The 25646-nt window shown below is 56.2% G+C and carries 23 protein-coding genes and 1 pseudogene; 8 read left to right on the forward strand and 16 right to left on the reverse strand.

Features of this window, described 5'->3' with window-relative positions:
• Nucleotides 1-35: 35 nt before the first annotated feature.
• The 6 genes from CLV88_RS07675 to CLV88_RS07700 all read right to left on the reverse strand — a co-directional run bounded on the left by CLV88_RS07675 (nt 36) and on the right by CLV88_RS07700 (nt 6806).
• Complete coding sequence (locus CLV88_RS07675) at nt 36-1340, reverse strand: pyruvate dehydrogenase complex dihydrolipoamide acetyltransferase (protein WP_106607794.1); 1305 nt, start codon at nt 1338-1340, stop codon at nt 36-38.
• Nucleotides 1341-1354: 14 nt separating this feature from the next.
• Entirely contained in the window at nt 1355-2734 is a 1380-nt protein-coding gene (locus CLV88_RS07680) for a pyruvate dehydrogenase complex E1 component subunit beta (protein WP_106607795.1), read from the reverse strand.
• Nucleotides 2735-2755: 21 nt separating this feature from the next.
• Nucleotides 2756-3745 carry a pyruvate dehydrogenase (acetyl-transferring) E1 component subunit alpha gene (pdhA, locus tag CLV88_RS07685; protein WP_106607796.1) on the reverse strand — a complete coding sequence of 330 codons (990 nt, stop codon included), beginning with the start codon at nt 3743-3745 and terminating at the stop codon, nt 2756-2758.
• Nucleotides 3746-3864: 119 nt separating this feature from the next.
• Complete coding sequence (locus CLV88_RS07690; protein WP_106607797.1) at nt 3865-4167, reverse strand: FtsB family cell division protein; 303 nt, start codon at nt 4165-4167, stop codon at nt 3865-3867.
• 353 nt (nt 4168-4520) lie between these two features.
• Entirely contained in the window at nt 4521-5414 is an 894-nt protein-coding gene (locus tag CLV88_RS07695) for a fructose bisphosphate aldolase (RefSeq protein WP_106607798.1), read from the reverse strand.
• A 201-nt stretch (nt 5415-5615) separates the two neighbouring features.
• Nucleotides 5616-6806, reverse strand: coding sequence for a phosphoglycerate kinase (locus tag CLV88_RS07700; RefSeq protein WP_106607799.1), 1191 nt, complete (start codon nt 6804-6806; stop codon nt 5616-5618).
• Nucleotides 6807-6956: 150 nt separating this feature from the next.
• On the opposite strand from CLV88_RS07700, the gene CLV88_RS07705 reads away from it, so the two are divergent.
• The 4 genes from CLV88_RS07705 to CLV88_RS07720 all read left to right on the forward strand — a co-directional run bounded on the left by CLV88_RS07705 (nt 6957) and on the right by CLV88_RS07720 (nt 9708).
• On the forward strand, nt 6957-7469 hold the full coding sequence (locus CLV88_RS07705; RefSeq protein ID WP_106607800.1) for a peptidylprolyl isomerase: 513 nt from the start codon (nt 6957-6959) through the stop codon (nt 7467-7469).
• Nucleotides 7462-8010: a peptidylprolyl isomerase gene (locus tag CLV88_RS07710; RefSeq protein ID WP_106607953.1), complete on the forward strand. Its 549-nt coding sequence runs from the start codon at nt 7462-7464 to the stop codon at nt 8008-8010. The genes CLV88_RS07705 and CLV88_RS07710 overlap by 8 nt, the downstream gene beginning before the upstream one ends.
• Nucleotides 8011-8123: 113 nt before the next feature.
• Nucleotides 8124-8489, forward strand: a complete 366-nt coding sequence (locus CLV88_RS07715; RefSeq protein ID WP_106607801.1) for a hypothetical protein — start codon at nt 8124-8126, stop codon at nt 8487-8489.
• Nucleotides 8482-9708, forward strand: a complete 1227-nt coding sequence (locus CLV88_RS07720) for an HlyD family secretion protein (RefSeq protein ID WP_106607802.1) — start codon at nt 8482-8484, stop codon at nt 9706-9708. Before CLV88_RS07715 ends, CLV88_RS07720 begins: the two co-directional genes overlap by 8 nt.
• Nucleotides 9709-9765: 57 nt before the next feature.
• On the opposite strand, the gene CLV88_RS07725 is transcribed toward CLV88_RS07720, so the two are convergent.
• Nucleotides 9766-11694, reverse strand: a complete 1929-nt coding sequence (locus CLV88_RS07725) for a DUF3604 domain-containing protein (protein WP_243403596.1) — start codon at nt 11692-11694, stop codon at nt 9766-9768.
• A 194-nt stretch (nt 11695-11888) separates the two neighbouring features.
• Nucleotides 11889-12975: pseudogene (locus CLV88_RS07730) on the reverse strand (IS3 family transposase).
• Between the two features lie 416 nt (nt 12976-13391).
• Here CLV88_RS07730 and CLV88_RS07735 point away from each other — a divergent pair.
• The gene (locus tag CLV88_RS07735; RefSeq protein ID WP_165798834.1) at nt 13392-14372 is read left to right on the forward strand and encodes a Hint domain-containing protein; all 981 of its coding nucleotides are present in this window, start codon (nt 13392-13394) and stop codon (nt 14370-14372) included.
• A 144-nt stretch (nt 14373-14516) separates the two neighbouring features.
• Here the strand turns inward: CLV88_RS07735 and CLV88_RS07740 are convergent, their stop codons facing one another.
• The 7 genes from CLV88_RS07740 to CLV88_RS07765 form a co-directional block, all read right to left on the reverse strand.
• Entirely contained in the window at nt 14517-14723 is a 207-nt protein-coding gene (locus CLV88_RS07740) for a cold-shock protein (RefSeq protein WP_054002685.1), read from the reverse strand.
• Nucleotides 14724-15027: 304 nt separating this feature from the next.
• Nucleotides 15028-15195 carry a hypothetical protein gene (locus tag CLV88_RS23310; protein ID WP_243403597.1) on the reverse strand — a complete coding sequence of 56 codons (168 nt, stop codon included), beginning with the start codon at nt 15193-15195 and terminating at the stop codon, nt 15028-15030.
• Nucleotides 15196-15201: 6 nt separating this feature from the next.
• Entirely contained in the window at nt 15202-15351 is a 150-nt protein-coding gene (locus CLV88_RS23315; protein ID WP_243403598.1) for a hypothetical protein, read from the reverse strand.
• Between the two features lie 150 nt (nt 15352-15501).
• Nucleotides 15502-15999 (reverse strand): bactofilin family protein, encoded by a 498-nt coding sequence (locus CLV88_RS07750; RefSeq protein WP_106607805.1) that lies wholly within the window; start codon nt 15997-15999, stop codon nt 15502-15504.
• The gene (locus tag CLV88_RS07755; RefSeq protein ID WP_106607806.1) at nt 15989-17302 is read right to left on the reverse strand and encodes a M23 family metallopeptidase; all 1314 of its coding nucleotides are present in this window, start codon (nt 17300-17302) and stop codon (nt 15989-15991) included. The genes CLV88_RS07750 and CLV88_RS07755 overlap by 11 nt, the downstream gene beginning before the upstream one ends.
• A 182-nt stretch (nt 17303-17484) precedes the next feature.
• On the reverse strand, nt 17485-18327 hold the full coding sequence (locus tag CLV88_RS07760) for a ferritin-like domain-containing protein (protein WP_106607807.1): 843 nt from the start codon (nt 18325-18327) through the stop codon (nt 17485-17487).
• Between the two features lie 143 nt (nt 18328-18470).
• A complete protein-coding gene (locus tag CLV88_RS07765) occupies nt 18471-18932 on the reverse strand; it encodes a peroxiredoxin (RefSeq protein ID WP_106607954.1) in 462 nt (153 codons plus the stop codon).
• Nucleotides 18933-18942: 10 nt separating this feature from the next.
• On the opposite strand from CLV88_RS07765, the gene CLV88_RS07770 reads away from it, so the two are divergent.
• A complete protein-coding gene (locus tag CLV88_RS07770) occupies nt 18943-22308 on the forward strand; it encodes a DUF3971 domain-containing protein (protein WP_165798835.1) in 3366 nt (1121 codons plus the stop codon).
• A 9-nt stretch (nt 22309-22317) separates the two neighbouring features.
• On the forward strand, nt 22318-23364 hold the full coding sequence (queA, locus tag CLV88_RS07775) for a tRNA preQ1(34) S-adenosylmethionine ribosyltransferase-isomerase QueA (RefSeq protein WP_106607809.1): 1047 nt from the start codon (nt 22318-22320) through the stop codon (nt 23362-23364).
• A 7-nt stretch (nt 23365-23371) separates the two neighbouring features.
• Here the strand turns inward: queA and CLV88_RS07780 are convergent, their stop codons facing one another.
• On the reverse strand, nt 23372-24085 hold the full coding sequence (locus CLV88_RS07780) for a hypothetical protein (RefSeq protein WP_243403599.1): 714 nt from the start codon (nt 24083-24085) through the stop codon (nt 23372-23374).
• Nucleotides 24086-24308: 223 nt separating this feature from the next.
• Here CLV88_RS07780 and CLV88_RS07785 point away from each other — a divergent pair, with 223 nt between their 5' ends.
• Complete coding sequence (locus tag CLV88_RS07785; protein ID WP_106607810.1) at nt 24309-25565, forward strand: MFS transporter; 1257 nt, start codon at nt 24309-24311, stop codon at nt 25563-25565.
• Nucleotides 25566-25646: the final 81 nt, after the last annotated feature.

The raw sequence follows: 25646 nt of genomic DNA on the forward strand, positions 1-25646 counted from the left end.
GACGGCCCCGGTGGTTGACGGGGTCCGCATATTTATCACACCAGCATCGTCATTGGATTTTCTAGGTTGCTAACGATATGTTCAAGCAACTCGGCGCCCAAAGCGCCATCAATTACTCTGTGATCGACGGACAGCGTAACGGACATCACCGTCGCGACATCGATATCACCGTTTTCCGTAACCACCGGCTTTTTGATACCTGCTCCAACGGCAAGAATTGCCCCATGCGGTGGATTAATAACCGCGTCAAAGTTGGTGATGCCAAACATTCCCAAATTTGATATTGCGAAACTTCCGCCCTGATATTCGTGTGGCGCGAGTTTCCGTTCACGAGCACGCGCGGCTAAGTCTTTCATTTCGGCGCTCAAGCTCGACAGCGACTTCTGATCAGCGTCTTGCAAAACGGGTGTAAATAAGCCGCCTTCAATCGCAACAGCTACTGCAACATCTGAGGGTTTAAGTTTAAGTATTCGGTCTTCGGCCCAGACGGCATTTGCGTTGGGGACCGATTGCAAAGCGAGCGCACACGCCTTGATAATAAAGTCGTTGACGGAGAGTTTAACTCCGCGAGATTGCAATTGCGCGTTCAATTCAGATCTGAATGACAACAACGCGTCCAGCTGAATGTCGCGTCGCAAGTAAAAATGCGGGATGGTTTGTTTGGCTTCCGTCAGACGTGCTGCAATCGTTTTGCGCATACCATCCAGTGGCATTTCCTCAAACTCACGGCCTTCATACATCCGCGCGATAATATCTGCACTTGCGCCCTTTGGTTTTGTTTCTGCCAGTTTCTGTACTTTTTTCGCACCGGAATAGGGCCCTGCGATTGTTGCAGTTGCGCCGGTCGCTACGGCATGCTCAACATCCGCCTTAACCACACGGCCCCTTGGACCAGACCCTGAAATGATCGAAATATCAAGACCATTGTCCGCTGCAATGCGCTTGGCAAGCGGAGAAGCAAATACGCGCGCTCCCTTCGGGATCGGGGTTGCAATCTTAGTGCTTGGGTTGGCTTTTTCGGGCGCCTTTACCTCAATTTCTTCAGCGATCGCAGCCGTTGAAGACGTCGACGCGAGCGCAATATCCGCTTCTGTTTCGCCGTCTTCCAGCAAAACGGCAATTGGTGTATTCACCTTTACGCCTTCGCGACCCTCAGGAATGAGAATTTTTCCTATCACACCCTCGTCGACGGCCTCAAACTCCATCGTCGCTTTGTCGGTTTCGATTTCCGCGATGATATCGCCGGACTGAACCTCGTCACCTTCTTGGACGACCCACTTTGCCAGAGTGCCTTCCTCCATCGTAGGCGACAACGCTGGCATGAGTATTTCAGTTGCCATGATCTAGATCCTCCTCAGCGATACGTGACTTGTTTGACGGCATCGATCACCTCTTGGGTGGTCACCAGCGCCAATTTTTCCAAGTTCGCCGCATAGGGCATTGGCACATCTTTGCCAGTGCAATTCAAAACCGGAGCGTCGAGGTAATCAAAAGCCCTTGTCATGATTGTCGCTGAAAGGTGGTTACCAATAGCACCTACTGGCCAACCTTCTTCAACTGTCACGCAACGGTTCGTTTTCATAACGGAATTCAATACAGTATCGTAGTCGATTGGACGCAAAGTGCGAAGGTCGATCACCTCGGCCTCTATGCCGTCCTCGGCCAGTTTTTCGGCCGCTTCAAGGGCATATTGCATCCCGATCCCAAAGCTGACGATGGTAACATCACTGCCTTCACGCCAAATACGTGCCTTTCCAAAGGGAACAGTGAAATCATCAAGCAAAGGCACTTCAAAAGAGCGCCCGTACAGGATTTCATTTTCAAGAAAAATCACTGGATTTGGATCTCTGATCGACGATTTCAGCAATCCCTTCGCATCCGAAGCCGAGTAGGGCATCGCGACCTTCAATCCGGGAATTTGGGCATACCACGCGGCATAATCCTGACTGTGTTGCGCGCCGACCCGTGCGGCTGCACCGTTCGGGCCGCGAAATACCATCGGGGCACCCATCTGGCCGCCGGACATGTACAATGTCTTGGCGGCTGAGTTGATTATCTGATCAATGGCTTGCATTGCAAAATTGAACGTCATGAACTCGACAATGGGTTTCAGGCCGCCAAATGCAGCACCCACAGCGATCCCGGCAAAGCCATGCTCGGTTATCGGGGTGTCGATCACCCGGCGGGCACCAAATTCTTCGAGCAATCCCTGACTTATCTTGTATGCGCCTTGATACTCGGCAACTTCTTCCCCCATCAAATAGACGTCTTCGTCGCCGCGCATTTCTTCGGCCATTGCGTCGCGCAGCGCTTCTCTGACAGTCTGTTGCTTAGTCTCAGTGCCCACCGGCCAGTCCGCGCTGAGATCGGGCGCTGGCGCATCTGAGGGCGCACCAGCAGTCGCGGGCGCCGGTGAGGCAATAGCTGCCGCCAGGGCCGGCGCAGGCGCTGTGGGGGCGTCTGAGGGAGTGGGGGGCGCGCCGGCTTCCTCGCCTTCCTCAAGAAGTGTCGCGATGGCGGTGTTGACCGGGACATTCTCTGTCCCTTCAGCCACCAATATCTGACCCATCACACCTTCATCTACAGCTTCAAACTCCATCGTGGCCTTGTCAGTTTCAATTTCCGCGATGATATCGCCTGAGGACACGGCATCGCCCTCTTTGACAAGCCATTTCGCCAGTGTGCCCTCTTCCATAGTGGGCGACAGGGCGGGCATCAGGATTTCAATTGCCATCTCTCAACTCTCCTCTGACGATTATGCGTAAATGTCCGTCCACAGCTCTTCGACTGCGGGCAGGGGGCTTTCTTTGGCGAAGTCGGCGCTGGCGTTCACAATAGCCTTGATGTCCTTGTCGAGCGCCTTCAGCTCGTCCTCGGAGGCGTGTTTGCCATCCAAAAGCATTTGGCGCACATGATCGATCGCGTCGCGCTCTTCTCGCATCTTCTGGACCTCTTCGCGGGTGCGATATTTGGCAGGATCCGACATTGAATGCCCGCGATAGCGATAGGTTTTGACTTCCAGAATGTAAGGCCCTTTTCCCTTGCGGCAATGTGCCACCGCGCGTTCGCCAGCATCTTTGACGGCCAGAACATCCATGCCGTCCACTGCTTCGCCGGGAATGCCAAAGGCCGTGCCACGCGTGTAGATATCAGGCGTCGAAGTGGAGCGCTTTTGTGCAGTTCCCATGGCGTACTGATTGTTTTCAATGACAAAAATAACCGGCAAATCCCAAAGCGCGGCCATGTTGAAGGTCTCGTAAACTTGGCCCTGATTGGCCGCGCCGTCGCCAAAATAGGTGAAGGTCACACGTCCATTGTCTTTGTACTTGTCGGCAAATGCGAGGCCAGCGCCGATGGGAACCTGAGCTGCGACGATGCCATGACCGCCATAAAAATGCTTCTCCTTGGAGAACATATGCATAGAGCCGCCTTTGCCCTTGGAATAGCCGCCTTCGCGGCCTGTCAGCTCGGCCATGACACCGTTTGGATCCATGCCACAGGCCAGCATATGGCCGTGGTCGCGATAAGAGGTGACACGTTTGTCGCCTTCTTCGGCTGCGGCCTCCAGTCCGACAACAACGGCTTCTTGGCCGATATAGAGGTGACAAAAGCCGCCGATCAGACCCATGCCATATAGCTGGCCAGCCTTTTCTTCAAATCGACGGATCATGAGCATGTCATAGTAGTACTGTTTGAGCTCGTCACCTGACACATTGGTCTTCTTGGTGGTGCGCTTGGCTGCCATTCCGGACCCTCCCGAATGCTGAATGGTTTAGCGTTAAACTAACGTCTCAAAAAGCCTAGCCCAGACGCGCGCCGGAGGCGAGCGGAAAAAGCTTATTGTTTATAGGAGGTTGGTGTATATCAGCGGATGACGATTTCGTCGGACCGGATCATGCCAAGCACATCGCGCGCCTGTTGGTCGAGCAGATCGAGGTCAAGAAAGTCATCAGACAGCCGCTGTGTCAGGTTTTCCATGCGTGCCACTTCGGCCTGAACTATGGCGAGTTCAGCGGCAAGTTTTGCCTTTTCCGCCTGAATTTCGACACGACGGAACAGACCAAAATCACCCTGCACAGCAGCAAATGTGAAGTACGTGGCCAGAGAGAACGTCAGCCCGAAAAATACGAGCGCGCCGATGGCGGGTCTGGATTTTTGTGTCGTCATATCTGCCTGCTGCGCCTTCTTTGAGAGGCGATCTTGGGGGCATAATGGCACATAAGATTCGCTCTGGGAATGCTTAATTTCATTGCAGAATTCCTGAGCGTGCGTGCGTGAGGATTAATGCACATTACGGCGCAAAGCAGCACGTCGGTATAACGTCGGTATTTTGTCGGTATTGCGTCGGTGTTGTTTTTCGCGTGCAGCGCGCGTGGGTTGGTGAAGCCTGCGTTCGGTGAAAGGCACATAGGCTTAAAACGATTGTTGCAGGTTGAAGGGTTTTGGATTGCGAGTTGCGTGCTGAGACTAAAAAAGGCGCCCCTGACAGGAGCGCCCTTAAACAATAAATGACGATCCGATTAGTCAGCTACGGAGGCTTGGTAAATGCTGTCGATTGAGCCACCAATCGCGGCATTGAAATCGTCCTCGCTTTGCTGCGCGCTCAGACCTTCGGTCAGGGCGCGGCTAAAGCTGGCGATCATGCCTGTGTTTTGCGACAGGCGATTGTTGGCCTCGTCGCGGCTGTAGCCACCCGACAGCGCCACAACCTTCATGATACGTGGATCATTAACCAGCGACAGGTATTGGTTTTTGGTCTCGGGCAGAGTCAGTTTCAACATGACCTGCTGACCTTCGGCGAGAGTGTCGAGTTCGGTTGTGATCGCGGCCAGAAGCATGTCTTCCGCTTCAGCTTTGTCAGGTGCGTTGATGTTCACTTCGGGTTCGATAATGGGCATTAGGCCGTGGCCGAGGATCTGTTTGCCGATCTCGAACTGCTGCGCCACGTTGGCCTTGATGCCTTCTTCGTTTGCGGAATTGATGACCGAACGCATCTTGGTGCCAAAGACATCTTTTGCCACAGCACGTTCCAGTAGGGCGTCAAGGTCAGGCATGGGTTTCATCAGCTGAACGCCGTTGGCCTCGTCGGCGAGCCCCTTGTCAACTTTGAGGAAGGGCACAACGCCGCGGTCTTCCCACATAAATGTTGGCGTGGGTTTGCCGGCGATGTCACGGTCCATTGTCATCTCAAACAGGATGGCGCCGACAACCTTGTCGCCTGTAAAAGAAGGGGCTTGGGCAATGCGGGAGCGCATGTCGTGAATCAAGTCGAACATTTCGGCGTCTGAGCTATAGGCGCTTTGGTCGATGCCATAAAGGCCGAGGGCCTTGGGTGTGGAGCCACCCGATTGATCAAGGGCGGCAACGAAGCCTTGTCCGGCGGAAATCTTTTGAGCTTGAGCAGATTTGGTCATAACGCTTTCCATTTGAAAAGGGGTCCAATGCCCGGCGGGGCAATTGCCTTGCTTCTAGTGAAGCGGTGTGACCCATGCAAATGTGATGGCGCTAACGCTTTGAAAAACCTTGCGAACATGCGCGGTTTATGTGCGTAGAGTGTGCGGTTGTGTTCGGGTGATGGGTAGGTCGGACAAGTTTGTCCGACCTACCGGGGTGGTTCAGGACGACAGGGCAGCGACTCCGGGGAGTTCTTTGCCTTCCATCCATTCTAGAAAGGCCCCGCCGGCGGTAGAGATGTAGCTGAAATCCGCAGCGGCGCCAGAGGCGTTCAGGGCGGCAACCGTGTCACCGCCACCGGCGACGGAAATCAGTCCACCCGCTTTGGTCAGGACGGCTGCCTGAAGGGCGGCGGCGTCTGTGGCAGCATTGAACGGCTCGATTTCAAACGCACCTAGCGGGCCGTTCCAGATCAGGGTTTTACTGTTCTCAAACACAGCGGCCACGGCCGCAACGCTTGCCGGGCCCGCATCAAGGATCATGGCGTCTGTCGGGCAGGCATCCGCCGCGACCGTTTCATTGGCGGCGTTGGCGGCAAATTCGCGGGCGACGACAACGTCGCTGGGCAGGACAATCGTACACCCTGCTGACGCAGCCTTGGTCATGATTTCAGAGGCGGTGTCGGTCATGTCGTGCTCGGCCAGTGATTTGCCGACATCGATGCCTTGAGCGGCGAGGAAGGTGTTGGCCATGCCGCCGCCGATAACAAGGTTGTCTACTTTGGCCACCAAGTTGCCCAGCAGTTCCAGCTTGGTCGAGACCTTGGCCCCCCCCACAACCGCCGTGACTGGGCGTTGTGGATTGCCAAGAGCGCCTTCGAGGGCCGAAAGTTCGGCCTGCATCAACCGACCGGCGCAAGACGGGAGCGCGTGTGCAAGACCGCAGGTCGACGAGTGGGCGCGGTGGGCGGCAGAAAAGGCATCATTACAGTAAATATCGCCAAGTGCCGCCATTTGCGCGGTGAGGTCGGTGTCGTTCTTGGTTTCACCTTTGTGAAAGCGTGTGTTTTCCAAGAGTAACACCTGACCGGGGTTCAGCGCGTCAACAGCAGCCTGTGCGGCAGCGCCGACGCAATCAGCGGCAAAAACAACGGGCGCGTCAAACGCCGCTTCGAGCGCTGGGGCCAGCTGTTGCAAGGACAGGTCCGCGACGCGTTCGCCGCCGGGGCGTCCAAAATGGGCGAGCAGGACGGGTTTGCCGCCCGCGGCCAAGATATCGCGCACGGTGGGCACGATGCGCTGAATACGGGTGTCGTCGGTCACGACACCATCCGCGACGGGCACGTTGATATCGACGCGGGTCAAAACGGTCTTGTTTGCGAGGTCCATCTGGTCGAGGGTTTTCCAGGCCATGGGTCGGGGCTCCTGCTGAAATGACTTTGTGCCTTTCCTAGCGGAATGGGGGCAAGGGTCAATGCTCAAGCGGGTTTGAGCCGGTGCTCTCTTGGCTTTCGGCGCTGGCGTGATTAATTAGCGCACAACGCTTTTTCACAGGAGGGCCCCATGGCCGAGATCAAAGACCCCGAAAACACTATCCTGATGGAGCTTAAAGACGGCACCGTCGTTATTGAGCTGATGCCGGACATCGCGCCGGGCCATGCCGAGCGCATGAAAGAGCTGGCTCGTTCGGGTCAGTATGACAACGTCTGTTTCCACCGCGTGATTGACGGGTTCATGGCCCAGACGGGTGATGTGGCCAATGGCAACATGGAAAAAGACTTTAACCTGCGCTCTGCTGGCACCGGCGGTAGCGAATTACCAAACCTGAAGGCAGAGTTCAGCCGTATTCCGCATGATCGCGGCACATTGGGTGCGGCGCGCAGTCAAGCGCCTGACAGCGCAAACAGCCAGTTTTTTATCAACTTCAAAGATAACCATTTCCTGAATGGCCAGTACACGGTCTATGGCCGTGTGATAGAAGGAATGGAGCATGTGGATGCGATCGTCAAAGGCGAACCACCCGCAAGCCCTGACCGGATGGTGAGCGTGAAAGTGGCGGCTGATGTCGATGCTTAAGCTGGCAGCGGCGTTTTCGCTTGTGGCCTCGTCCGCGTTGGCGACGGGGTTGCAGATCGAGATCGAAGGTGAAGGCGCCAATGGTGTTGTCACTATTGATCTGTTCGAAGATGTGGCCCCGCAGCATGCAGAACGCATCGCGACGCTTGCCGGGAACGGCGCGTATGATGGTGTGGTGTTTCACCGCGTGATCGATGGGTTCATGGCCCAGACGGGCGATGTGCAATACGGCAAGATTGGCGAAAACATGCGTAATGCTGGCCGTGGTGGATCCGACCTTCCGGACCTTCCGGCAGAGTTTTCTGATAAACGGTTTGAGCGTGGCGTTGTTGGCATGGCCCGGTCACAGAACCCGAATTCGGCTAATTCGCAGTTCTTTATTATGTTCCAGGACGGGGATTTTCTGAATGGGCAATATACCGTTGTGGGGCAGGTCACCGGCGGTATGGATGTGGTGGACGCCATCAAGCTGGGCACTGGCCAGAATGGTGCTGTGGTCGGCCAACCGGATATGATGAAGTCGGTTACAGTTACCGACTGATCTTGGTTAGCGATGATGTAGGGCGGGCTCGGCAAATGCCGGGCCCGCTTTTTTGATTTGTAACGGCGCATGTGTTCTAAAGATTGCAAAGGCAATAATGAGAGGGGCGCGTGATGGAGACTGCTTTGACCGCGGAGGCGTTAGAGTTGTTGCCTTTCTGGGTGACTGCGCCAGGCGGGACGGACGGCCTCAAGATTGCTGTTGGAATTTTGCTGGTTCTGGTTTTGTTGGGGTTTGGGGCGCTTTATTTCACCATACAGGCCATACCTGACCGCATGGCCAGCGGTATGCATAAGATCCAGATGCAGCTGGTTGGGGTGCTGGGACTCATTTCGCTGTTTACAATGAACAATGCATTTTGGATCGCTGCGATCTTGATTGCGGCTGTGCCATTGCATGAGGTGTTTCCGTCTTTGAAGTCGAGCATGGCGGCGGACATTCCACAGGATGCGGTAGCAGAGGAGCAGATTGATGCTTGAGCTGATCTTTTCCGCGCTTGTCACCCTTTTACCGGATTACCTGTTCCGGCGTTATCGACAGGGCAAACGTTTGGGCATCGAGATAACGTTATTTAACGTGTGGTACGAGCTGCGTTGGGGGCTGACGGCCTGTGCCATTTTGGCCATCTCGTTGCTAACGGTGATTTTCTATTACCACCCGACAACCAACACAGTTTCCGCAGCTTATCGCACGGTGACGGTTTTGTCGGAGCGGGCGGGACGCGTAGAAGAAGTGTACGTTGACAACAATGCATATGTGTCATCGGGGGACCCGATCTTCCGACTGGAAACTTCGCAGCAGGAGGCAGCGGCGGAAACCGCACGTCGGCGGTTGGATGAGATCGCAGCAGCCGCGGGTTTGATCGGTACGGAAATCGCAGGCGCAGAGGCGCGTTTAAAGGCCGCGGAGGTGGAACTGGCCCAGTTTCGCGATGATTTACAGCGGCGCGAAGATGTTGCGGTGCGCAATGGCACGGTTGTCAGCGAACAGGAGCTTGCGCGGTTGCGCTCTGGCGTGGAGGCGGCTGCGCTTATGCGTGACGGGGCAGAGGCGGCGCTGGAAGGTGCAAAACAGCGTCGCGACATGGTTTTACCTGCGCAGGCAGCAAGCGCGCGGGCCATGCTGGCGGAAGCGGAGAACGTGATCGCGACATCGACTGTCTATGCCAGCGTTGACGGAACCGTGACACAGTTCCTGCTCAAACCCGGAGATATCGTGAACCCGATTTTGCGGCCAGCTGGTATCCTGGTGCCGGACCGGACCGGGGAGGGACGGTTTGTTGCGTCATTTGGACAGATCTCGAGCAGTGTTCTCAAAGTGGGTATGTTGATGGAGATCACCTGTGCAACTAAGCCGATGACTGTGATCCCAATGGTGATCGCGGCCCGTCAGGAGGCGATTGCAGGTGGGCAGTTCCGTCCGGGGGATGCGCTGTTGGACTTGCAAGATCGGCGAAGGCCCGGGACGGTGACGGTGTTTTTGGAACCATTGTTCACGGGGCAAACAGACGATATTCAGCCGGGCAGTGCCTGTGTAGGGGTAGCTTATACCAGCCGCGCAGCACAGATCCGGGATGGCGAGATCGCAGGATTCTCCGCGTTTGTTGCACAGATTGTCGATGGCATGGGGATTGCCAATGCGCTGGTTATGCGTGCCCAGTCGATCTTGTTGCCAGTGCGGGCGCTGGTTTTCTCTTAGGATATAAACGAAAAACGCCGCCCGTTGGGGCGGCGTTTAGCTTTGATTTTGTTAGATTTATTCCTCGGCTGGTGTGTACCAGATTGGAGAGGAATAAGCCCGTTCCTGGTGTGTGAGCACCGCGTCAGCGGGCAATTCGATGCCATAGCGCAGCTTGTCATACACGATCCAACGGGGTGTTGGTATTTCGAGGACACGTACGTAGTAAAAGGCACGTTCCGCTGGATTGAATTCTGGATCGGTCCAGACCGTGGCCAGTTCGGATGCACCGATTGTGTTGGACCAACTGGCGGTTTCGATGTCGACTGTGCTTCCAACGGCGGGCACATTGCCGCTGGCGTCGGCGGTGCGATCATCGGACCACGCCACATCAAAGACTTTCTCCATCAAGTCGCCATCTTCGGTCAGCCAGCCTTTGACCACTTGAACGCGGTCGAGGTTTGCGCCGATTGGGTCACGCAGAGCGGCGATCATAAAAGAAGGCGCCGCGTCTGTTTCGCGGGGGCGCAGGTCAGAGCCCATGGGCACGCCTTTGGTATAGCCGACATCCGCGATCATACGGGTGCGCATATCGTCGTCTGAAAACTCCCAGCCGCCAAAGAAGCGCAGGCCGATACGTGGGCCTGTGGTGGCATAGGTTTCACGGCGTTTGAACGCATCAAAGATCGCCGAGCGTGTGTTTTCGGTGGCCCATACGGCGGTGTAACCGGAGGCCACAATCATGTCGCCCGGTATTTCGCCCAGATCGCTCTTGATGAACGGGTGTTCGATGCGCGTGGGCGAAGGTTCGACACTAACCGATTTGGAAAAGAAGTTATCTTCGTCTGCGGTGGCCAGTGAAGTGTGGCTGTCGGTTGCGCCACCCATGCCAAATTTGTATGGGTTCACGCCGAATTTCTCTTCGAGCATGAGACCAAGTTTGAGTGCCTCGCGGGCATATTCACCAGCAAGCATTTCATCGGTCTTGAGCTCGGTCAGATCGAGGTTGCCGACATCCCAGTTTTCATAATCGGCAAAGCTGTCATCCGGTGACAGAAAGGGGTGTGCCTCGCCGTCGCCCTTGATCTGGGTGACTTCGTAGTGCGGCTCCCACTTGGCGCGGGCTTCGACATAGTCCTGATTAACCTTGCCACCGTGGTAGGTGTCTTTGGTGGGGAACATCCAGCCGTTTGAGAGGTTGCCGTTATGAGCAAAGGCGACGGCGCGACCGCCGGTTTTGGCCTGATATTCCTCGAGCCATTCATAAAGGACTTTGGGATCTGTGCTGCCATAGGGCGGCTGAGTGACCGGCGGTACAACTTGCAGCGCACGCACAGGGCCGTCGCGCAGCATGACGTTACGGTGCAGGTTGAAGCCCTTGGGCACGCTCGTCCATTCAAAGCCGATAAAGGCGGTGAAGTTGCCGGGATCATTATGTGTCTCGGCGGCCTCTACAATATGTTCCCATGTAAAGGAGAACGCGTCTGCACCGGGGCTGTATGATTCCAACAGTAATTCGGGCAGGGTGCCTTGGGAAAAGTTGGTGATCAGGTCAAAGGCGGATTTGCCGGCCTCTTCACCGCCTGCCTTGTAACCTTCGTACCACTCAAGGCCCTTGGGATCTGCCAGTACACCAGGCTTTCCGGCCTGAAGATCAGGGGCAAAGCCCATGAGATCGGTGTGGTCAGTCAGAACCATCCAGTCAAGCGGACGCGCAAGGCGCACCGGCTGGCCGGTCGAAGAGGTGACCTGTTCGCCTTTGGCAAAACGCCATGCGGTGTCAGGCAGCAAAGTGTTCCCAAAAGCCCCGGCATCCAGCGACAGACCGGTGTGCAAGTGGGTGTCGCCCCATAAAGGGCGCTCCGGGAAAGTACGGTTTGCGTAGGGCGAAAACGGTTTTTCTGCAAAGGTGCCTTCGGCGGCTTCCTCTGACGGTTTAACCTGCGCGATTGCGGTTGTGCTGAGTAGCAGTGTTGATGCGGTTAAAGCCGCGCTCATCCATCTCATGGCACTCTCCCTTTTGCCTTGATTGAAGCTGTTGAAATTCACTCGTAAAACGCCGCCACGGCGATAATGAATGGGGTATGGTAACGCGTCTGCGGCAAAAGTCAAAATTGCAGATGCAATACTTTAGTTCTAGCTGAACGGTAGTGAAGTGCACCGGTAATCCCCCCATTTTTGATGGGGTCCAACCGTAGAATTCAGGCGGCTGTTTTAAGTTTCATAGCGGGTGTGATGCCGCCAATGCCCATGTTGGGTCGCTCGTTGTTGTAAGTCCAGAGCCATTCGGTTGCCTGGTCTTGTGCCTCCTCAATCGTTTCAAAGATGTATTGGCCCAACCATTCGCCGCGAACGGTGCGGTTGTAACGTTCGATGTAGGCGTTTTGCTGCGGCTTGCCCGGCTGGATGAATTCAAGCCGGATATTGCGTTTCTCGGCCCATGTCATGAGCGTTCCACTGATATATTCCGGGCCGTTGTCGAGGCGAATTGCCTGCGGCTGGCCGCGCCACTCAATGATTTGATTTAAACTGCGCACGACACGTGCAGCAGGCATCGAGAAGTCCACCTCTATACAAAGGCCTTCACGATTGAAATCATCCAGCACGTTCAAGGTCCGGATCGACCGTCCATCCGCCAACTGATCCGCCATGAAATCCATCGACCACGTCTCATTAGGCCTGTCAGGAACCGCCAGTGGCTCAGGTTTGTCCCGTTTCAGCCGCTTCTTGGGCTTGATCCGCAAATTCAATTCCAGTTCGCAGTAGATCCGATAGACGCGTTTGTGGTTCCAGCCGTATCCTTGGACGTTGCGCAGGTACAAAAAGCACAGTCCGAAGCCCCAACTGCGCGTGTTAGCTGTCAAGCGTTCCAACCAATCCGCAATCTCTTCGTTCTCATCACTCAATACAGGGCTGTAGCGATAGCAGGTCTCGCTGATTTGAAACGTCCTGCACGCCAGCGCGATGCTGACCCCATGCTGTGTGACCGCCTTCATGGCCATCTCTCGCCTCTGAGACGGCCTTAACGCTTTTTTCCAAGCGCTTCCTTTAGGAGATCGTTCTGCATGCTCATCTCGGCGTACATCTTCTTCAGACGCCGGTTCTGCTCAGCCAGATCCTTCATCTCAGCAATCAAAGACGCATCCATGCCGCCAAACTTCGCGCGCCATTTATAGAAACTGGCGCTACTCATCCCATGTTCGCGGCACAGCGCAGAAACGGGCGTACCCCCTCTGCCTGCTTCAAGATGCCCATGATCTGTGCGTCGCTATATCGTGCTGTCTTCATCAATAATCTCCTCAGATATCCTGCCGAGAAAATTCTACTTTTGAACACCACTAATTTTAGGGGGGATTACCCACCGATCATGGCGACGACGTGAGCGCGATCGGTAGAACTCTGTTGGTTTTCTCGGTGCAGGAGAGGTTAGCAGTCATTGTGATTGCAGGTGATCAGGGTCTGAGAGTCATTCTGGTAACGCTTTTGGGGAGTTCCCTGTTTAATCTATTTTTCTCGAAAGTGTTTTTAAAATCAGCATCTTAATCTACGAAACAGATGCGCGGATGTGGGGCGAGCTATTCTAAGGCCACATTTTGGCCTCTATCCATCTTTGAATTGGCTTGGCCATTTCCAAGTAATGCCTGATTCTAATGAAAAATTGAAACAAAGGCTGGTTGAGCCTTGTTTTGTTTCGAGTTTTGGAAATGGCTATTGAGCAGCTGCAAATCTATCGCATTACCAGCGGGGACAGTACGTATCCCCATTTTGGCACGTTTGGAATTGCGGACGCAGGGCAGATTGAAATCGACGATTCAAACGGGTTTCGAGATGCGGAATTTGGAGATTTTACACACACAGGTGGGTCGGACGTTGGCGACCAGAATGTCATCAGCTCGAACGTCTCTGGGATCAACGTCGGAGACCTAGCAGATCTGCGTTACAAATATACGATCACTGGGTCGGACGGATCGAGTGGGACAGTGTATTTCATCGCCACAAACGGGCAGGCCAACTATGGCCCGTTGATACTGTCAGACTTTCCACTCAACTCGTCGGTGACGTATACGTTTGTGTCGTTCAACACAGACGGGGCGGTGGCCTATGACGATTTGGTGGTGTGTTTTACAGCCGGGACGATGATTGTTACCGACAAGGGGCAGGTGCCAATTGAGCACCTGCGCGAGGGTGACTTTGTGTTGACGCGAGATAACGGATTTCAACCACTGCGCTGGATCGGAAGACGGACTGTTAAACCCCGACGTAATACAGCGCCAATTTTGTTGTGCGGCGGAGTTTTGGGCAATCATGGTGACATTGTCGTGTCCCCCAATCATCGGATGTTGGTGAAGCCGGAGCAGTCAGAGCTGTTCTTCTATGAGCCCGAGGTTTTGGTCGCGGCAAAGGGATTGATTGGGTTGGATGGTGTGCAGCGTCTAAATGTGGAGACGGTTACATATGTGCACATCCTGTTTGATCGCCACGAGATCGTTTTTGCCAACGGAGCGTCAAGCGAGAGCTTTTTGCCTGGACCTCAGGCGATGGACGCATTGGAGGCGGCAACACGGGCCGAGGTGCTGGAGCTGTTCCCGGAGCTGGATCTGGAAGTTGGCGCGGTGCCGGAGGCGGCGCGTGCCTGTCTCAAGCAACATGAGGCAGCGATTTTGCGTGGTTTGTTGGTGGCGTGATCTGAATTGCAGCGCAGTTCGCGGGCACTCACCTGATTGCCAAGGCCTGTCGCGGTTCCAAGTGATAACTCAGTGAGCATGGCTAAAACGCAAAACGCGGCCCCATTCAGGGACCGCGTTTCGAGATAGTGTCCGTCCGCTGGCTTATGCCAGGGCCAGGTTCGTCGCCGACTCGCGACCGTCACGGCCTGCTTCGATGTCGAAAGTCACTTTCTGGTTGTCGGCCAGGCCGGTCAGGCCGGAACGCTCAACGGCAGAGATGTGTACAAACACGTCTTTGCTGCCGCCGTCTGGTGCGATGAAGCCGAAGCCTTTAGTAGTGTTGAACCATTTTACGGTGCCAGTAGCCATATCCGTAGTCTCCATTTTTTTAGTTCTGTCCGCATTATGCGACAGCGCGGCGTGGTAGGTCTGTATCGAAAGACTGAATGCCGTTTAATAGGAGACAGTGGTCGAAAAGAAAAACGTCTGCACAGCGCACATACGAGGGATGGGAAAGTTTTTCAAGGCCTGCGTTCGCAAAGTGGTGTTTGATTTGAAAAAATTTGCCCGCCATCGACCGTATTGTATGCGCGGCAAGGGCGATAGGGCGTGAGGCGTACCCCAAATGGGAAACGCCGCCCGGACTGATGGGCAGCGTTTAGAGAATGTGGGCTTAGTCCGAGAATGTGTAGGATCCCATTTCACAAAGATCGAGACCGTAATCCTCGAGCCGGGTATCGTCTGAGAATTCGCCTAGAATGTCGTAGACACATGTCGTTAGCCCGTCGGCGATCACGACGGTAATCTCATAGCCCGGCGCCAGATAACCGCCGGAAATCAAGTTTTCTTACCAGCTGTCGGAACTGCCTGAGCTAACGTGAAAGGCCGTTAGGTCAGCGCTGGAATTATTTACCAGAGTAAATTCAAGATCCTCAGCCAGCCCCACCGTGGCGGTCATCAGTGTGGCTGCGAGTACTGTTGTGAGTGGTTTGAGCATAGTCGTGTCCTTGTGCATCGGATGGACCCAAGTCTCGTGGACTTGGGTCCATCCGAAGATGGCACGCGGCGCATGTCCCGGCAACGGTTTCCCAACAAAAAACGCCGCCCTTGAGAAGGACGGCGTCATAAAACATTTGATTTGAGGGCGTTACGCCTCGGGTGCAGGTTTCTTGACCGGTGCTGCCTTAGTGGTCAGAGGGTCGTCCTGACGTTGAACGGAACCTTCGAAATGGGCGCCGCTCTCAATTGCGATGGTCTTGTGGATGATGTCGCCTTCGACACGGGCGGTCGAGGTCAGGCGCACTTTCAAGCCACGTACACGGCCAATGATACGGCCGTTGATCACAACGTCATCAGCGGTCACTTCGCCTTTGATGGTGGCGCTTTCACCGATGGTCAGCAGGTGCGCGCGAATGTCGCCTTCTACTGTGCCTTCGACTTGAATGTCGCCAGTTGTCTTCATGTTGCCGGTCACGTGCAGGTCAGCGGACAGCACCGATGCTGGTGGCTTGGCCTTGGGCGCGGAGGCCTTGAAGTCAGCGCCTTTTGTGGGCGCGGCGGGAATGGGTGCAGATTCGGATGCGGCGGGCTTGGCCGGATCAGCGGATTTCGGTGCAGGTTCGTTGATTTTGCTCTTAGAAAACATCTCTTCCAGCCTTGATAAAGGTCATCGGGTTCACGGCCCGTCCATTCACGCGTACTTCGTAGTGGAGATGCGTTCCGGTCGAGCGTCCAGAGTTGCCCATATCACCAATACGTTCGCCACGCGAGACCCTTTGACCCTTCTTTACGCGGATTTTTGCCAGATGGGCGTATCGGGTCTCGATTCCGAACTCGTGCTGGATTTTTATGAGGCGTCCGTAACCCGACAACCAGTCGGCATGGATCACGACGCCATCGGCTGTCGCGTGAATGGGGGTGCCGTAGCGGGCTGCGAAATCTGTGCCCTTGTGCATACGGCCCCAGCGCAGGCCAAAGCCGGACGTGTAACGGAACGCTGATTTAAGCGGGTTGGCGAAGGGGGCGGTTTCGGCGGCGATACGGTACATGTTGAGCTGGTCCATCTGGTCCAGCAGACGATTGGCGCGCACGGTTTCGGCTGTCAGCTCGCCACCTTTGGTGGAAAAGGTCAGCGGCAGCAGGGGACCGCCCTGGCCGTTATATCCGCGACGGACCTCTTCGAGCAGTGTGTCGGTGTCGAGCCCGGCGGCACGGAACATTTTGGTCAGCGGATCGACCGAAACGGTCATGGCGTCTTCGAGCTGGCGGAAGATCTTGTCGTTACGCTCTTGCATCAGGGCAAGGTCGAGGCGGATGTCTTCTTCGGCCTGAATGGCGGTTTGCGCAGTGGCGATCACCTGATCGCGCTCGCGGGCAGTGTCGGTCAGGGCATTTGACAGGATCGACACCATGTCATTGGCCAGCGGGCTGTTGGCTGCAAGGGCGGTGCCCTGTTCGGATTGCGCAGCGTCCATCTCTTCGAGCTGTGCGTGCGCGGTTTCGCGTTGGCGCACTGTGCGGCGCAGCGTGTCCTGAACCACCTCGATACCGGTTTCCAGTTCGCGACGGCGCGTTTCAGACGTGAGCAATTGCGATTGCATCACGGAAACCTGTTGCAAAGCTTTGTTGAAGCGTTGCTGAGCGGCGAGGGCTTCTTCGGTGCGGGCGTCGCGTTCGGCGGACAGTTCGTTTAGGCGCAGTTCGTAGGTGAGCTGATCCCGCTTGGCTTGTTCACGGAAATTGCCCGAACCGATCGAGTCCATAAGCAGGATGGCGGTGGCGATAATAGTCCAGGCGACGATGGTGGTTGATCCAAGGAACGCGATGATTTGCGTGCTGGGTTTGAGGCGAATGAACCGGGTGTCGGACTCTGACCGCAAAAACAGACGGCGTTCCGGAAAATAGCGTTCGGCGAGTGCGTGCAATCGTATTGCGAGTGTTGTTCTCACGTGGTCTTCCCTTGATCCCATCCCCATGGTGAGCGCTCTTGCGTGGTGGCGCCTCGGGGCAAGGTCTTAACGTCCGCTAAAGGAACGGGCAAGGATTTTGACCAATTTCCATACGCAACAGTGTGTTGTTGTGGCGTTTTTGGGCGGGGAGTTGCCGATGTCGCAGGGGCAGGCAGGCCGGGTCAGCGCGCGTATGAGGGGGGCGTTTGGTCGGAAAGGGGCCAGTAAAAATCAGGCGGTAACCCGGCGTCGGCGCGCTTTTCTTCGTTAAAGGGTGGCTTCAACGCACCGTGGAAATAGTGACGCACGAGGGCGTGAAACTGTTCCTTGGGATCGAGCGCGTGGCGGCCGCAGAGGTAATTGAACCATTTGGAGCCATAGGCGACGTGACCGACTTCTTCGGCATAGATCGTGTTGAGCGCCTCGATGGTCTGGGTGTCCTTGGCCTGTTGAAAAATGCGGATCATGCCGGGGGTGACATCAAGGCCGCGGGCTTCGAGTACCATGGGGACAACCGCGAGACGCCCCAAAAGATCGTCAGCAGTGTCTTCGGCGGCACGCCACATACCAGCGTGGGCGGGAAGGGCGCCATAGAAGCTTTCTTTGGCTTCAAGGTTGTCGCACATCAAATTGAAATGATTGGATTCTTCGTCCGCAGATTTGACCCAGTCGTCATAAAAACCAAGTGGCATTTCCGTGTCGGTAAAGCGCGCGATGATGTCCCAGTGCAGGTCGACCGCGTTAAGCTCAATGTGGGCGACGGCGTGCAGCAGTGCGATACGGCCCTGTGGGCTGCCCGGCTTGCGACGCGGCACATCGCGGGGATCAAGCAGTTCGGGTTGCTCTGGCCGGGCCGGGCGCAAGGGTGGGTTGGCTGTGCCGATGGGCAGCGATGTACCGGCGGCGCGCGCGGCAAACCAAGTGGCGGCATGTTGACGTGAAAGTGCAGTCTTGGCGCGCCCGTCAGCGGTGGTGAGCACCTCAACCGCCATTTGTGCGAGGGATTTGGGGAGATCTGTGGCCATGGGTGCGCTCCGGATTTGGGGTTGAGAGGTGTTGAACGCGTTTGAGAGGGGAGATCAAGGGGAAAGGTCGAAAGGGGCAGTGTGCTGAGTGTGCGCCAACTACGCGAAGCGGGCGCGCACCCAGTCAGTATGCGGAGGTTTGATCAGAGCGCCTTGACCGCCTCAAGGACTTCGGCGGCGTGACCGTCGACCTTGACCTTGGGCCATGCCCGCGCGATCTGGCCGGAGGCGTCAATCAGGAAAGTGGCGCGCACGATCCCCATGAAAGTCTTGCCATACATCTTCTTTTCGGCCCAGACGCCAAACCGCTCGCAGACATCGCCGAGTTCATCCGACAAGAGCGGGACGGTCAACTCTTGCTTGGTGATGAATTTGTCGTGGCTGGAGAGGCTGTCCTTGGAAATGCCAAAGACGTGTGCACCGATGGCTTCGAACTCGGGCAGAAGCTGCGAAAACTGTTGGCTTTCCTTTGTGCAGCCTGACGTGTTGTCGCGCGGGTAAAAGAACAGCACAACGGGCGCGCCTTGAAGGGCAGAGAGGGTGATGTCGGCACCAGAGGATGACGGCAAAGTGAATTCGGGGGCAGGGCTGTTTGCCTCAAGCATGGGAGACTCCTTGGGTCGGTTTGCGTTAGGGTATATAGTTGATACGGCTGGGCAACCGATAACAGATCAATCCGAGGCGAAACTCCTGAACGAACAGCCTGATAATGCGCCGCAAAAGGGGCGCAGGCCCAGACGGGCAAGGCGCATAGGACTGTTTGCGCTAATCAGCCTGTTGCTGCCGGTTGGATTAATTGCGCTTGCCGCGTTTATCGCCATTGGCCGCCCGCTGACCGCGCCCGAATGGGTGCGCGCGCAGATCGAGGAGGGGCTGACCAAGCGACTGCCGGGATTTGATGTGTATTTGGGCGAAGTTTCGCTGGTGATTCAAGACAATCTGGACCCAAGGTTGCGGGTGCGAAATCTGGAGCTGCGCGCGGCCGATAACGCGGGCGCTATGGAGCTGGCACAGGTTGAGGCGCGGCTGGATTTTGGCGCGATGATGGATGGTCAGATCGCGCCGAGTGATATTCGGGTATCTGGTGTCTTTCTGACGGCGATCCGCCAGCAAGACGGCACGTTTAATATCTCGGTTGGTAATGGCGGCGGCAACGGGCCGTTTGGCGAGAACACCCAGTTGGCGACGTTTGGTGATCAGATAGAGAGCTATCTGGAATTGCCGGTTTTAGCTGCACTGGACAGTTTTGTGCTGGAGGACATGACTTTGCGCTATGAAGATCTGCGGGCGCGTCAGGCGTGGACCGTGGATAGTGCGCAGCTGCGGCTGGAGAGAAATTCTGAAGAAGTGGCGATCTCGACGCAGATGTCGTTGTTGGGGGCCAGAGATTACGCCACCAGTATCGAAGCCTTTTTGACAACGCGATTGGATTCAAGTGCGATTCAGTTTGGAATAAACTTTGAGGATATGCCGACGGAGGGCATTGCATCGCAGTCTGCCGCCTTGGCGTGGTTGGAGATAATGCGCGCGCCATTGTCGGGATCGATGCGGGGCGAGACGGATGAGGCAGGTACCCTTGGACCGGTGAACGTAGCGCTGAGGATTGCAGACGGCGTGTTGCAGCCCGAAGAAGGTGTTCAGCCGGTGCCGTTTGAGAGCGTGACCAGTTATCTGACCTATGACCCTGTCCTGCAATCCATCAGGTTCGACGAGTTGTCGCTGGACAGTAAGTGGATCAATACCACGGCCTCGGGGCGGGCGTTTTTGCGGGACATGCAGTTAGGGTTGCCCAAGGAACTGTTGGTGCAGCTAGAGCTGAGCCGGTTTCAGGCAAATCCAAAGGAGTTGGACGATGTGCCTCTTTCGCTGGCGCGCTCTTTTGCCGATTTCCGGCTAAAGCTGGATCCGTTTGAGCTGACGCTTGGGCAGATGGTGATATACCACGGCGAGCACCGGATGGAACTGAGCGGAGGTTTAAAGACAGAAGCGGGCAAATGGGCCTATTCCCTAGATGGCGTGTCAGACGGGCTAGATGCGGAACAGGTGCTGTTGATCTGGCCGGATCGGTTTAAAGCAAAGCTGCGCAAGTGGATCGACAAGAATATTCATCAGATATCGTTGAGCGACATCAATCTGGCCGTGCGCAGCAAACCCGATGATGTGCCGGATGTGTATGTGGATTTCCAGTTTACCGACGCAGTGGTGAAGGTGCTGAAGACGATGCCCGTTGTGCGCGGAGGAAGTGGCTATGCCAGTCTGGTGCGCAATCAATTCCGATTGGCCGTGGAAGCCGGTGTGGTTGAGGCCGACGAAGGGGGGCTGATTGATGTGGCGGGAACGGGGTTTATCGTGCTCGATACACGGCTGAAACAATCGCCCGGTCTGGTGAAGGCGCGCGCGCGCGGTCCGGTTACAGCCGCGATGTCGCTTTTGGATCGGGAGCCGCTACGTGTGTTTAGTAAAGCCAATCTGCCGGTTGATCTGGCGGAAGGGCAGGCTGACATGCAGGGTGAGGTGCGCTTTGTCATTAAAGAAAAGCTGCCTGCTAACGAGGTGCAGTTTGATGCGCGCGGTGTGCTGAGTGATGTCCGCACTTCTCATTTCATTCCGGGCAAGGAGATCAGAGGCAACCTGAATGTGCACGCGACTAACGAACGGGTCGAGCTGTCAGGTGGCGGAACAGTGGGGGCGGTGCCGTTTGATGGACGGTGGCATACGCGGCTGGGCAAGGAGAACGGCGGTAAAAGCTGGATTGAGGGCACGGGCGAGCTGAGCGCGCAGACGGTGGAAGAGTTTAACATCGGCCTGCCGCCGGGCACAGTGTCTGGCGCCGGAGACGCGGCGTTTGAGATTGCCTTTGAGAAAGGGCAGACGCCGCAATTGACGCTGCGCTCTGATCTGGATGGCGTTGTTTTGTCGGCACCGCCATTGGGGTGGAAGCTGAGTGAGAACGGGACAGGGACGCTGGAGGCGGATGTGACGCTTAGCAGTCCGCCGCGCGTGGACCGTCTGATGATCGATGCCGGTGGGTTGAAGGCAGAAGGTGACATCGTGCTGCGCGAGGCTGGCGGGCTGGATGTGATGCAATTGGAGAACGTAGAGGTCGGGAGTTGGCTGCGCGCCAGTGGTGCGCTGAGGGGGCGTGGTACTGGTGCGGCCCCTGCGATTGTGCTGAACTCGGGAACGTTTGATATGCGGACCATGCCGCGATCGAGCGGTGGTACAGGCCGGGGATCAGCCGCCGGGCCGGTGACGGCAAACCTGAACCGGGTTCAGGTGACGGATGGGATATTTATAAGCGATGTGCGCGCTTCGTTGGATCTTAATAATGGGGTGTCGGGTGACTTTACGGGGGCGTTCCTTGGCGTTGCGCCGTTGAGCGGGACATTGTCGCCGCATCAGTATGGCACAGCGCTTCAGGTATCATCTCCCAATGGGGGGCGCATGGCGGCGGCAATGGGCGTGCTGAGGGCGGCGACGCGTGGCGCGCTGGAACTTACGCTGATCCCGCGGGCCGCAGTGGGGCAGTACGACGGTGAGCTGAAGATGGCCAACGTTAAGGTTCAGAACGTGCCACTAATTGCAGAGCTGTTGAACGCGATATCGGTGATCGGGTTGATTGAACAACTCGATGGGCCGGGGTTGTTGTTTACTGATGTCTATTCTCGGTTCCGGTTGACGCCAGAAAAGTTGATTATCGGTGAAGGCAGCGCGATTGGGCCGAGCCTAGGGGTTTCAGCGGATGGCACTTATACATTTGCTGGTAAGCTGTTTGACTTTCAGGGCGCTGTGTCACCGATCTATGCTGTGAACATCATTGGGCGGGCAGTGTCCAAGCGAGGAGAGGGCCTCATTGGGTTCAACTATACAATGAAGGGCACGTCGGATGATCCTTATATCTCGGTCAATCCGCTATCGGCCTTGACGCCGGGCTTTTTTAGAGAGATTTTCCGCCGCCGTCCTCCTGACCTCAACAACTGAGCGAATTCCATGCAATTGTCTGATTTTGATTTTGACCTGCCTGACGGGTTGATTGCCACGCGTCCCGCCGAGCCGCGCAGTTCGGCGCGCTTATTGGTGGCTGAACCGGATCGGATTACAGACGGGGTGGTTACTGATCTGGTCGACTGGTTGCGCCCCGGTGATCGGTTGGTGCTAAACGATACCAAGGTGATCCCGGCGCGTTTGTCAGGCTATCGTGTGCGCAGAGGGCCCGAAGGCGAGACGCAGGCGCGGATTGAGATCACATTGCTGGAGCCACGGACCGGGGGGCGCTGGGCGGCGCTGGTCAAACCGCTTAAGAAAATTCGCGAGGGTGAGGAGATTATCTTTGCGGCTGGGCTGAAGGGGGTGCTGGAGGCCAAGGAAGACGGACAAGGTGTGTTGAGCTTTGATCTGGAGGGAGAGGATTTTGACGCGGCACTGGATGCAGCTGGGTCGATGCCTCTGCCGCCGTATATTGCGGCCAAGCGAGCGGCGGATGAGCGGGACAAGACCGACTACCAGACCGTTTGGGCGCGCCATTCCGGTGCCGTGGCTGCCCCCACCGCGTCGTTGCATTTTGACGCGTCATTGTTGGCGGCGTTAGAGACCAAAGGTGTGACGTTCACCCATGTGACGCTGCATGTTGGTGCGGGCACGTTCTTGCCTGTGAAGGTTGAAAACGTTGCTGAACACAAGATGCATTCGGAATGGGGACGTGTGACCCCCGAGGCGGCAAAGAAAATCGCGGCGACCAAGGCCGCTGGAGGACGGGTGATCCCGGTAGGTACAACCGCGTTGCGCCTGATCGAGAGCGCTGGGCGGGGTGGGCAGATTATGCCGTGGGAAGGTCCGACGGATATCTTTATCTATCCGGGGTTCACGTTCCATGTTGCGGACGCGCTGATGACAAATTTTCATTTGCCAAAATCGACATTGATGATGTTGGTGTCGGCGCTGATGGGCCAAGAGCGCATACGAGAGATTTACAACCATGCGGTGGCTGAGGAATATCGGTTCTTTTCCTATGGGGACGGGTCGCTGCTGTTGCCTTGATCATCGGTCACTGCTGGATGTGAATGTGATCATCATAGCGCGCGGCGCGGCATCCCTGAATGCGGATCTTGGGGTGGGAGACATTCAGGGTTCTGACCAGATGAGGCTCAATGAAAATTTTCCCAATCCTGTCGTCTTTGGCCAAATGGGTCAGCAAGGCGCGTTTGCGCTGCTGTTCGAGGGAAAAGGTGCGCCAGAGGGGCTGAAGCAAAGTTAAGTTCCAGCGCAGGGTTGGCCAGACAGGCGGGCAGTGCGTAGGGCCGGGTTCAAAGGCAAAATAGCCGATGGGGGATCGCGTGGCGTTGGGTTGATACACCGTCGCATTGCGGTAGTAGAAGGCGAGGTCGGCCCTTCTCCCGTCATTATGCGAGAGGTGCGGCAAGAGCGGAAACCCGTTCATAAACGGGAAGTTCGCGTCGAGCACCAAGGTGACCGTGCCGGGATAGCGCCGGGACATGTGGTTCGCAGTGTCCGTTAGAACGGTCGCGAGCTCGGGGGTAACGTAGTGACGGTTGAGCACGCAGTAGACGCGGGATTGCATCTGGAGTGGGCCAGACTGCTGGCAAGTGAGCGCGACGCGCCCAAAATACGGCGTGGCGACCGGTAAGGTCAGGGTGACGGCGGAATAGAGCAGCAAAAAGGCGAGCAATTTGTGTTTGAAGCACGTGGCGAGCAGCCAGACCAAGCCGCCGACCTGAGTGAGAATTGTCAGCAGGATCACGAGGGCGGCGTGGAAGGAGAAGCGTAGCACTCGTTGGATTCTGTTGGGAGGGATGTGGACATGCGATCGGAATCGGTGCCGCGCGCCACTGGTACCGCTGTGAAGCGATATCATTGCCACATTATTTCGGACCCGGCGCAAAACCGACACGGCGGTGTCGCCCATAGAAGCGCGCTGGGCAGGGAAAACTTGCACCGTAAGTGAAACGTGCGAAGGTATTCTCATGCTTCAGTTTCTTAAATCGGCTTGGCCGCTGCTCTTGGGTATGATGCTCCTTATGGTGGGCAATGGGATGCAGGGCACATTGCTGGGCATCCGGGGTGAGATCGAAGGGTTTTCGACCTACGAGATGTCCTTTGTCATGTCCGCCTATTTTGTCGGCTTTCTGGGGGGATCGCGCCTTGCGCCCGAGATGATACGCAGGGTGGGGCATGTGCGGGTGTTTGCGGCGCTGGCGTCGTTTATTTCGGCTGTTCTGATCCTCTATCCGACGTTGGCATCACCCTGGGCGTGGGTCGCCGGGCGGGTGTTGATCGGGTTCTGTTTTTCGGGCGTGTATGTCACGGCTGAGAGTTGGTTGAACAACGCGGCGACAAACGAGACGCGCGGGCAGTCGTTGTCGCTTTATATGATTGTGCAAATGCTGGGGGTTGTTTCGGCGCAAGGGCTATTGCTGGTTGCTGATCCGTCTGGTTACGTTCTGTTCGTGATCCCGTCGGTGTTGGTTTCGATCTCATTTGCGCCAATTTTGTTGTCGATCTCGCCCACGCCAGCGTTTGACACCACCAAGCCGATGAGCCTTTTGGAGCTTTATCACAATTCGCCACTTGGCTTTGTCGGGATGATCTTGCTGGGGGGCATTTTTTCGGCGCAGTTCGGGATGTCGGCGGTGTTTGCGACGCAGCTGGGGCTGAGTATCCGAGATCTGTCGATCTTTGTGGCGACGTTTTATATTGGGGCGACGTTGTTTCAGTACCCGTTGGGGTGGATGTCGGACCGGATGGACCGACGTGTGTTGATTATGTTCGTCGCCCTTGCCGGGGGCGCGGCGGCGGTATTTGGCTGGCTGTTCACCGATAGCTATTCGATGCTGTTGCTAGCTGCGCTGATCGTTGGCGGCACGTCTAATCCGCTATATTCGCTATTGATCGCGCACACGAATGACTTTTTGGACACTGAAGACATGGCAGCCGCATCGGGCGGCTTGGTGTTTGTTAACGGGCTGGGCGCGATTGCGGGGCCAGTGGCGACCGGTTGGATCATGGAAACATCGGGGCCATCCGGGTTTTTCCTGTTCCTTGCTGTGTTGCTGATCGCGACCGGTGTTTATGCGGGATATCGGACCACGCGGCGTGCGGCACCATCGGTTGAGGACACGGCGGCCTATTCGCCGGTCATGCCAACTGCATCACCTGTGGCTGTTGAAGTTGCCCAAGAAATCGCCATTGAGACCATGCAGGAAGAAGAAGTGTCACAATAAGGGGTTAGTCAGCCATTTTGCGCTGGCGATTATGTCTTTCTGTCGTAATTTGTTACTGTTCGAGAGTGATTTTTTGTGTGT

The sequence above is a fragment of the Shimia abyssi genome (assembly GCF_003014475.1).
In the GTDB taxonomy this organism is placed as follows: Bacteria; Pseudomonadota; Alphaproteobacteria; order Rhodobacterales; family Rhodobacteraceae; genus Shimia; species Shimia abyssi.

Bases quoted from the DNA above. Each gene is read 5' to 3' on its own strand.
- CLV88_RS07680 (WP_106607795.1), bottom strand. From the start codon at position 2,734: ATGGCAATTGAAATCCTGATGCCCGCCCTGTCGCCCACTATGGAAGAG.
- CLV88_RS07695 (WP_106607798.1), bottom strand. From the start codon at position 5,414: ATGACCAAATCTGCTCAAGCTCAAAAGATTTCCGCCGGACAAGGCTTC.
- CLV88_RS07735 (WP_165798834.1), top strand. From the start codon at position 13,392: ATGGCTATTGAGCAGCTGCAAATCTATCGCATTACCAGCGGGGACAGT.
- CLV88_RS07675 (WP_106607794.1), bottom strand. From the start codon at position 1,340: ATGGCAACTGAAATACTCATGCCAGCGTTGTCGCCTACGATGGAGGAA.
- CLV88_RS07700 (WP_106607799.1), bottom strand. From the start codon at position 6,806: ATGGCCTGGAAAACCCTCGACCAGATGGACCTCGCAAACAAGACCGTT.
- CLV88_RS07690 (WP_106607797.1), bottom strand. From the start codon at position 4,167: ATGACGACACAAAAATCCAGACCCGCCATCGGCGCGCTCGTATTTTTC.
- CLV88_RS07705 (WP_106607800.1), top strand. From the start codon at position 6,957: ATGGCCGAGATCAAAGACCCCGAAAACACTATCCTGATGGAGCTTAAA.
- CLV88_RS07720 (WP_106607802.1), top strand. From the start codon at position 8,482: ATGCTTGAGCTGATCTTTTCCGCGCTTGTCACCCTTTTACCGGATTAC.
- CLV88_RS07710 (WP_106607953.1), top strand. From the start codon at position 7,462: ATGCTTAAGCTGGCAGCGGCGTTTTCGCTTGTGGCCTCGTCCGCGTTG.
- CLV88_RS07785 (WP_106607810.1), top strand. From the start codon at position 24,309: ATGCTTCAGTTTCTTAAATCGGCTTGGCCGCTGCTCTTGGGTATGATG.
- CLV88_RS07715 (WP_106607801.1), top strand. From the start codon at position 8,124: ATGGAGACTGCTTTGACCGCGGAGGCGTTAGAGTTGTTGCCTTTCTGG.
- CLV88_RS07760 (WP_106607807.1), bottom strand. From the start codon at position 18,327: ATGGCCACAGATCTCCCCAAATCCCTCGCACAAATGGCGGTTGAGGTG.
- CLV88_RS07750 (WP_106607805.1), bottom strand. From the start codon at position 15,999: ATGTTTTCTAAGAGCAAAATCAACGAACCTGCACCGAAATCCGCTGAT.
- CLV88_RS23315 (WP_243403598.1), bottom strand. From the start codon at position 15,351: ATGCTCAAACCACTCACAACAGTACTCGCAGCCACACTGATGACCGCC.
- CLV88_RS07740 (WP_054002685.1), bottom strand. From the start codon at position 14,723: ATGGCTACTGGCACCGTAAAATGGTTCAACACTACTAAAGGCTTCGGC.
- pdhA (WP_106607796.1), bottom strand. From the start codon at position 3,745: ATGGCAGCCAAGCGCACCACCAAGAAGACCAATGTGTCAGGTGACGAG.
- queA (WP_106607809.1), top strand. From the start codon at position 22,318: ATGCAATTGTCTGATTTTGATTTTGACCTGCCTGACGGGTTGATTGCC.
- CLV88_RS07725 (WP_243403596.1), bottom strand. From the start codon at position 11,694: ATGAGATGGATGAGCGCGGCTTTAACCGCATCAACACTGCTACTCAGC.
- CLV88_RS07765 (WP_106607954.1), bottom strand. From the start codon at position 18,932: ATGCTTGAGGCAAACAGCCCTGCCCCCGAATTCACTTTGCCGTCATCC.